Here is a 7,421-nt window from a genome sequence, read left to right on the forward strand (position 1 = left end):
GTGCTCAGCAAGTCGGTAGGAACCCTGCGCGAGCAGTCTTCCAAACTCATCCTTCTGCTCTCCCATTGCTCGTATTGATTCTACAACTGCATCCGCGTCGCCGAACCTCAGAGGAAAGGGCGCATCCTTGGCAGGCATGTACCCCTTCTCATAGAGCTCCATCGCACAGGCAACCGTTGATCCGGCAGAGATCGTATCGAGGCCGTACCGATCGCAGAGGTAGTTTGCCATGGTGACAGCATCGAGGTCCGAGTTGCCACACATTGCACCAAGTGACCAGATAGACTCCCACTCGGGCCCACCACCGTGCTCGCCTTTGTACTTGCCTTCTTTGATTGCAGTGACTCTTCCGCAGGCAATAGAGCAGTCAGAGCAACCTTCATTGCGTACCAGGTTGCGCGCCCGTAGCGTCTCACCACTTATCTTGTCCGCCTCAGGAAGATATGCATCCTGCGCATTTCGCACAGGCATTGAACCAGTGGAGTTTATGATGTTCACAAGAACTGCAGTTCCATACAGAGGAAGTCCTCCACTTGCAACGGGATTCTGTGCAAGGATCTCTCTTGTTGCCCGCACAGCCTCTGCGAACTTGTCATGATCAGCGACGGTGACGCCCAGATTTCCTCGTACAACAATACCCTTGAGGTTCTTGCTGCCAACGACGGCGCCGACGCCTGTCCTGCCCGAAGCTCTGTGCCCATTGAACATGACATTGGCGATCATGGACATCTTCTCACCGGCAGGTCCAATCTCCATCGTCTCGGCTTCGAGATGTGTCTCCTCTCTCATCAGCTGATCAGACTCGTTGACGAGTTTTCCCCAGAGGTGTTTGGCATCACGGAACTCAACCTTCCCTTTGTTGATCCAGAGATACACGGGCTCACTGGACTTTCCCTCCAGGATAATCATGTCATATCCGGTTCTCTTCAGCATCGGTCCAAAATACCCGCCGGCATTCGAGCAGGCGATCGTGCCGTTGAGGGGTCCCTTGGTGATCACCATGACCCGGCCTGACGACGGCGCCGTCGTACCATCCAAAGGACCTGTTGCAATGACAACCTTGTTCTCAGGGGCAAGGGGGTCGACCTTTGGGTCGACTTCATCACAGATGATTCTCGTACCGTACCCTCTGCCGCCGATGTACCTCTTTGCCCAGTCTTCCCGTAAGGCCTCTTCCTTCACGACATGGTCAGTGAGATTCACCCTCAGGATCTTGCCCTGATAGCTGCCGTTCATCATGGGTTCACCCCCTTCGCCATCTCTCTTGCAATTTGCCTGTACGTTTGTGCAACTCCCTGCTGCTTGCTGGAAACAACATCCTCAACTTCTACGTAGGTCAGCGCCTCGGCCTTACAGACCTTGACACAGGCAGGATCTCCGGCGCAATGATCGCACTTGATGATCTCTTTGCCCAGATGATTGATCTTGATAGAACCCCAGGGGCATGCAACGACACACTGCTTGCAACCGATGCATTTGTCTTCAATGAATTCGACAAGGTCTGTTGCGGCATTCTTGACAAGCGCCGCTGTAGGACAGACCTCCGCACAGTAAGGTGTTTCGCACTGGGTACACACCGTTGGAACAAACGTCAGGTCTTCATGGAATGTGATCACGTTAACACGGGAATCCAGTGGATTGAAGACCCCCGTCTTCTCGAACGAACAGGCGTCCATGCATGCTCTGCATCCAGTACACTTGGCCGGCTCAAGCATAAGTACCTTCATACTCACACCTCCCTGTTTCAATTCCCTTTCCAAATGTGGGAGGTATAAGAGTTTCCTCTTATGCCCTATTGGCTTCACTCCGTAGCATCTGCCGTAGGCCATGAAGCTCGGGTACCCTCCTTCTAGCCCTTTTCACAGAATTGTCAACCACGCCACCAACGTCAAACGGCCGGTCATATCTCACGAACTTGCGGATATCCGAGTTGTTCTTCTCTGCCACACGGGAGTTGCCATCCTTGTGACACGGACGGGAACGGGTGAAGGTGATCTTCTGAGCACGACAGAAGTGGGTGAGGCGTCACCTCGACAGGAGATCGTATGCCAGCCTAGCGCTTGATGGGTGCCTGTTTCGGCCGGATGATGATCGTGTGTGTCGGCCGGCCAAGCGTGTGACGGTACGTGAGCACGTGGCGCACGTCGTCCTTGAGGAAAGTGCCATCCGTCATCCATACCCTGTACCCGAACGGGTACTGCGACGGCGGCACGAAGATCTCGGTGGGCTCGACGACGCCAGGGTCGTGACGGAAGGTGAAGCGCAGGACTCTGCGGTGCATGTCGAAGGAGAGCTCCAGGGGTTCGCCGGCTGTCGCGACCGGGTAGGGGCGAACGACGGCTCGGAGCGCCCGCCCCCCCCTGTCGAGGACTCTCGTATCCCGACCCTGGTCCGCACTCCAGATGGACAGGTCTTCGCCGTTCCAGCCGTCGCCCCTTTCGTTCGTGTTGCTCGCCGTGTAGTTCCAGATCGTGGCTGAGCAGAGGCTGCTGTCCACTGCACGAAGACTGCGGTCCATGAGTGCCTCCTGCTCCCGGTAGTCACCGGTGCGGAAGGCGCGCCCACCGCGGAGGTCATACGGGATGCCGATCTCACCGACGACGGTGGGTCCGTGCAAGCGTTCGGTTCCAGCCCCGCGGATGGCCGCCAGCTGCCAGGCGAAGCTGCGGCGCACGGCCCTCGGTCCGAGGACAATCCGGTTCCGCACAGTGTCATAGCCGAGCCACTCATCGGACCGATTCAGGAGCAGTGGAACTACGTCATACCAGTGCGGCGCAGACACGAACCCCGAACATCCGTCTCCGACCTTCGGTGGCAGAGCCTGTGGCTCACCCTCGGCGAAAATGAGCGCTTCGGGGTCTGCCGCCCGTACCGCGTCCGCGTAGCGCCGTATGAACGGGACCAGGTAGTCGCGCTCGAAATCGACGTCTCGCCCGTCGACATGCGAGAAGTAGTCTGGCGCAAGCACCCGAGGGTCACCATCACTGTCCACCGTCCAGACCCCGTGGTCGCGCCAGATGCATGGCCTGCCTTCCTTCCACGCCCGGACGTGTCCTGTGTTGAGCTGTCGGTGTCCTTGCACGCGTGCGCCTCCCAGTCCCGTGCCCCAGACGCCCACCTCCTGTTCCAGTCCGTCCCCCAGGGCAAACGACTGGAGAGGTGTCGGCTGGAGGTCGACCCTCAGCAGACCGTCGTGCGCCGTGAGGTCCTTCCACCCGATGTACCCGTGCGACGGCTCATTGAGAGTGTCATAGCCGACGATGCAGGGCTTCCCTTTCAAGCGCCGCACAACCTGGATAACGGCGTCCACATAGTGCCGCTGGAGGTACTCCTGGACTGGTTCGCCCTCGACGAGAAGGTGTGGAGCGAAGTCGTTGCCCCCAAAAAAGAGCGTGAACATCGTCGCGGACGCCAACCGACTCGCATTGGTCGGCCAGATGACATGCGAGAACGGGTCTCCGTGCGTCTGATGAACAATGGCGGCGCACGCGTCCACAAACCGCGTCATGTCGAAGCCGACCGCCTCCAGCGTCCAGCCCGGGGCCCCGTCACCCCCCGTGAACCTGCTCCAGACGTCCTGGTGCGGGTCGACGAACACAGTGAAGCCCATGTCCCCTGCCAATTGGACGACCTGCTCGATGTAGTCCAGGTACTCGGTATCGTAGAGCCCCGGCCCTGCGTGCTCGATCGCCTCCCACGTCACAAGGAACTGCAGCAGCGTCAGTCCCCAGGACTTGAGGCGCGACAGGTGCTCGACCGCCTCTGACAGAGGGAATGGCCGACCCACGAACGAGACCATACGGTGGTCGAAGAACCCTTGGGCCAGATGCGTCGCCCCATCTGGGACGACTGGGACCTTGCTGTCCCCTCCGAGGTTGACGCCGCGCAGCAGGAGCGTCCTTCCCGCGTCGTCCTTGAACCAGCTGCCGTCAAGATGCAGCATCGCGTCGCCCGAAGGGAGTCATGCGCCTGCGTAGACGGTGGACTGGATGCCCCTCCCGGTCAGAACCTCGGCGACCATGTTCCCCACACGAACCCCTCGAGGCAACAACGAGTCCCTTGGTCCCACCGATAGTGTGTGCCGTCACCGAGTCCCCATGGCATCCGTCGTGCGAACAGTGCGTGCCGCGAACGGCAGGAGCTCGAGGACCGCTGCTGCTTCATCCCCGGTTAGCCCGAACAGGTTCATGTGCGCCCCATAATCCTGCATGACGAAAACCTGGTTTCCGTCGCATGTCAGGACTATCTGCCACCACCAGAGAGACTCGTGACCGGAACCGTGACCCCCGACAACGGCCCTGGTGACCGCAGGTGTGACGGCACCCCAGAACATCAGGGCTCCGTCTTCGCGTCTCCGCTCGATCGTCTCAGCGACCGGCATGAGCAGCTTGATGGCGCCGGTATCTTCCCGCAGGCAGACGACCTCGAAGGTCCCCGAGCGACGCAGAACAAACTCGGCAAGGGGCACCCAGAACGCTGTTGAAACTGCAGTCTCGACGCCGGGCAGCATACCCCTCAGGTCAGGAATCGTGATGTGCAGCGATGTGAGCTTGTCGGTCGTCATGTCACAGCAGGCCGCATTCGTCCAGAAGCTGGGGCAACGGTGCCTCCAGCACAACGTGGACATCCCCTGCAACAGTCTCAGACATCATCGTTCTCCCTGTTCTCATGCGACATGATACCAGACACCACCAGTCTATCCCGCGCGGCAGGTAATCAAGGGGCTCCGCCGGCCGTGTCACGAACGAACCGGGCCAGGTCCTGCCAGGGTCCGATATCGAAGAAACGCCGTGCAAGACCGGAGGTCGACGGCAGTATCCATATCGCGGTCTGCCCAATGCACTCCTGCTGCCGGCCTGTCCCGGTCCGCCGTCCCAGGAACTGAGCCGCCACGTTCCTGCTGGTGAATGCCAGCACACGCGGCTGCCACCGCAGGACCTTTGTCCTGAGCAGTCTGCGCGCCTCGTCCAAGTCGACATGGCCGTCGAAGATGTGTGCGTCCTGCCCGTGATCGGTCTTGACCAAGTCGGTCAGTCCAATTCCCCAGTCGACCAGCCGCGGGTATTCCTCAGCCGCAAGCCGGCGGGGCGTCAGTCCGACCTCTGCCAACGTTTGCCAGAAGCGATTGCCCGGGTTGGCATAATACGCCCTTCGCTCCCAGGAGACATCCCCCAGCGCCGAACCGCAGAAGACGACACGCAGACCATCAGTCAGTACGTCCGGGATGAGGGATCCGGCACCTTCGCCATCAGGCGCCGGTTTCAGCTCGCTCCCGCCCTGTTCATGTCGGTTTCTCATGTTCTCAGTATAGCAGTGTGAAGCCGGCGGCTTGCAAAAATCGCTCCGGGCTGTAGTCTCAGGAAGAGTGCATCGAGGAGGTCCTATGAACGGTAAACGCATCTATAGCATCGCGGGAGGCCAGTGTGGTCGTGAGACCCTGCTCGCCATCCTCCGCGAGCATCCCGAGATTCGCTTCGTCTCTCTCGTGGCGATCGACCTTGCCGGCAACGACACCGACGAGCGTATTCCCATCCAGACGTTTGTCGCGGACATCGACGCGTTTCTGGCTGGAAAGGCTGTCCAGACCGACGGTTCGTCCGTCGTGCTGGGCGGCATGACCTCGCTGGCCGATGCGCAGGTCGACCTTGCACCGGACCTGACGGCCACCTGGTTCGTCGACTACAACGAGGAACACGTGGACCACGAGACCAGTCTCCCGGTGGGGACACTACGCATCCCGTCCTTTCTGGTACACCGCGGTGAGCGCATCGACTCGCGCTCTCTGCTTGCAGCCACAGTGGAGTATGCACGGGCGGAAATCCTGAAGCTTGTGCGTATCCATGCCTCGTCCCCACTGCTCGCTCACCTCGAGCCGGCGCGGCTTGCGGACATCGAGTTCACCGTCGGGACAGAGCTAGAGTTCTGGGTCAAGACTCCGACCGATACGGCAAACGTCGAGGAGCTCTCGGCAGCGCAGATGCTGCAGGAAAACTACTGGCAGCGCACGCGAGGCGTCGCCCGGACTGCTCTCGAACAGGCTGTGATGGCACTTGAAGCATATGGTCTGCACCCCGAGATGGGCCATAAGGAAGTCGGCGGGGTCAAGGCAGCCATCGGGGCCGGCGGCGAACTGACCCACGTCATGGAACAGATGGAGATCGACTGGCGGTACGCCGCAGCGCTCCAGGCCGCCGACAATGAACTCCTTGCGCGCATCCTGGTGAAGGAAACGTTCCGCGCCAACGGCCTCAAGGTCACCTTCAAGGCCAAACCCATCCCGGGTGTCGCGGGTTCCGGCGAACATACGCACCTCGGCATCGCAGGCGTCCTGCCCAGCGGCAGGCGCATCAACCTCTTCGCACCTGCGGACATGCATGCCGACTTCCTGAGTGTGATCGGATACGGAGCGCTGATGGGTCTTCTTCGCAACTACGAGGTCGTCGGTCCATTCATCTCTGCAAGCAACGATGCCTTCAACAGGCTCAAACCCGGTTTCGAAGCACCCGTCTGCATCGTCGCTGCACTAGGACTCGATCCCGCCATCCCGTCACGCAACCGCACGGTCCTGGCGGGCCTGGTCCGAGACGTCGACAACCCACGGGCAACGCGCTTCGAACTACGCAGCCCCAACCCCTACACCAACACCTACCTTGCCCTAGCCGCGTCCATCCTCGCAATGCTTGACGGCATCAGGTGGGCGGTCGAGTCCGGCACGCCACCCGAAGCACTCCTCGCGGAGATCTCCAAGAAGGCAGGTGAACCCGGAAGCTACCTTGAGCAGGATCGGGCGTACCGGGCGGAAGTGAACGTCTTCGAGAACTACTCACAGGAAGAGCGCGACCGCCTCTTTGGCATTCCTCCCGCCACCGTCTGGGAGAATATGCAGAACCTGCTGGCTTTTCCGGACCGCATTCGCGTTCTGACCGCAGGAAGTGCACTGACACCACGCGTGATCGACGCATTCCGTAGTGCGGCCACTGCTCGCTGGAAGCACGAACTGCTGGTGCGCATCATCCCCGAAGACCTGGACACGGTACGAGCCTGTCAGCCGCTCGCCCTTGCCAGCGACCGGGCACAGGACCTGTGGAAGCGCATCGACACTCTGCGGCACGAGCTGGCCGACGACACAGTCGGGAATCCCGCCCTGTGCACCCGGTTGATGTCCACCCTCTCCAACAACTCTCTGCAGGAAGCATCAGAGCTTCAGGTCGTCCTTGCCGACCGCATGGAACATCTACGGCAGCTGGAGGACGAATACCGCAAGCTGGTGTTCTAATATGTAATCGGGCGGACCTTCCGGGTCCGCCCGATTGTTCGTTCTGATCCAGAAGAGGCTCCTACTTCTCCACCGTCAGCTCACTGGTGCAATGCGGACACCGAGTAGCGTCGATCGAAATCTCCGACTTGCAGAAAGGGCACAC

At 60.4% G+C, this 7,421-nt stretch carries 6 protein-coding genes and 1 riboswitch; of the genes, 1 reads left to right on the forward strand and 5 read right to left on the reverse strand.

What is annotated here, in order from left to right; genetic code table 11:
- From SMC1_RS01745 to SMC1_RS01765, 5 genes are all read right to left on the reverse strand, one after another.
- On the reverse strand, positions 1-1,239 hold a 1,239-nt coding region (locus SMC1_RS01745), incomplete at its 3' end, for an aldehyde ferredoxin oxidoreductase family protein (RefSeq protein WP_119085095.1).
- Positions 1,236-1,727, reverse strand: coding sequence for a 4Fe-4S dicluster domain-containing protein (locus SMC1_RS01750; protein ID WP_119085096.1), 492 nt, complete (start codon positions 1,725-1,727; stop codon positions 1,236-1,238). The genes SMC1_RS01750 and SMC1_RS01745, both read right to left, overlap by 4 nt.
- 6 nt (positions 1,728-1,733) lie before the next feature.
- Positions 1,734-1,852, reverse strand: a riboswitch (molybdenum cofactor riboswitch).
- A gap of 201 nt (positions 1,853-2,053) precedes the next feature.
- Entirely contained in the window at positions 2,054-3,943 is a 1,890-nt protein-coding gene (locus SMC1_RS01755) for a cellulase family glycosylhydrolase (protein ID WP_119085097.1), read from the reverse strand.
- A gap of 141 nt (positions 3,944-4,084) precedes the next feature.
- Positions 4,085-4,564 carry a hypothetical protein gene (locus SMC1_RS01760; protein WP_119085098.1) on the reverse strand — a complete coding sequence of 160 codons (480 nt, stop codon included), beginning with the start codon at positions 4,562-4,564 and terminating at the stop codon, positions 4,085-4,087.
- Between the two features lie 152 nt (positions 4,565-4,716).
- A complete protein-coding gene (locus tag SMC1_RS01765) occupies positions 4,717-5,298 on the reverse strand; it encodes a mismatch-specific DNA-glycosylase (protein WP_119085099.1) in 582 nt (193 codons plus the stop codon).
- Between the two features lie 85 nt (positions 5,299-5,383).
- On the opposite strand from SMC1_RS01765, the gene SMC1_RS01770 reads away from it, so the two are divergent.
- Positions 5,384-7,276, forward strand: coding sequence for a glutamine synthetase (locus SMC1_RS01770; RefSeq protein WP_119085100.1), 1,893 nt, complete (start codon positions 5,384-5,386; stop codon positions 7,274-7,276).
- Positions 7,277-7,421: the final 145 nt, after the last annotated feature.

It is taken from the genome of Candidatus Cryosericum septentrionale (genome assembly GCF_003570995.1).
In the GTDB taxonomy this organism is placed as follows: domain Bacteria; phylum Caldisericota; class Caldisericia; order Cryosericales; family Cryosericaceae; genus Cryosericum; species Cryosericum septentrionale.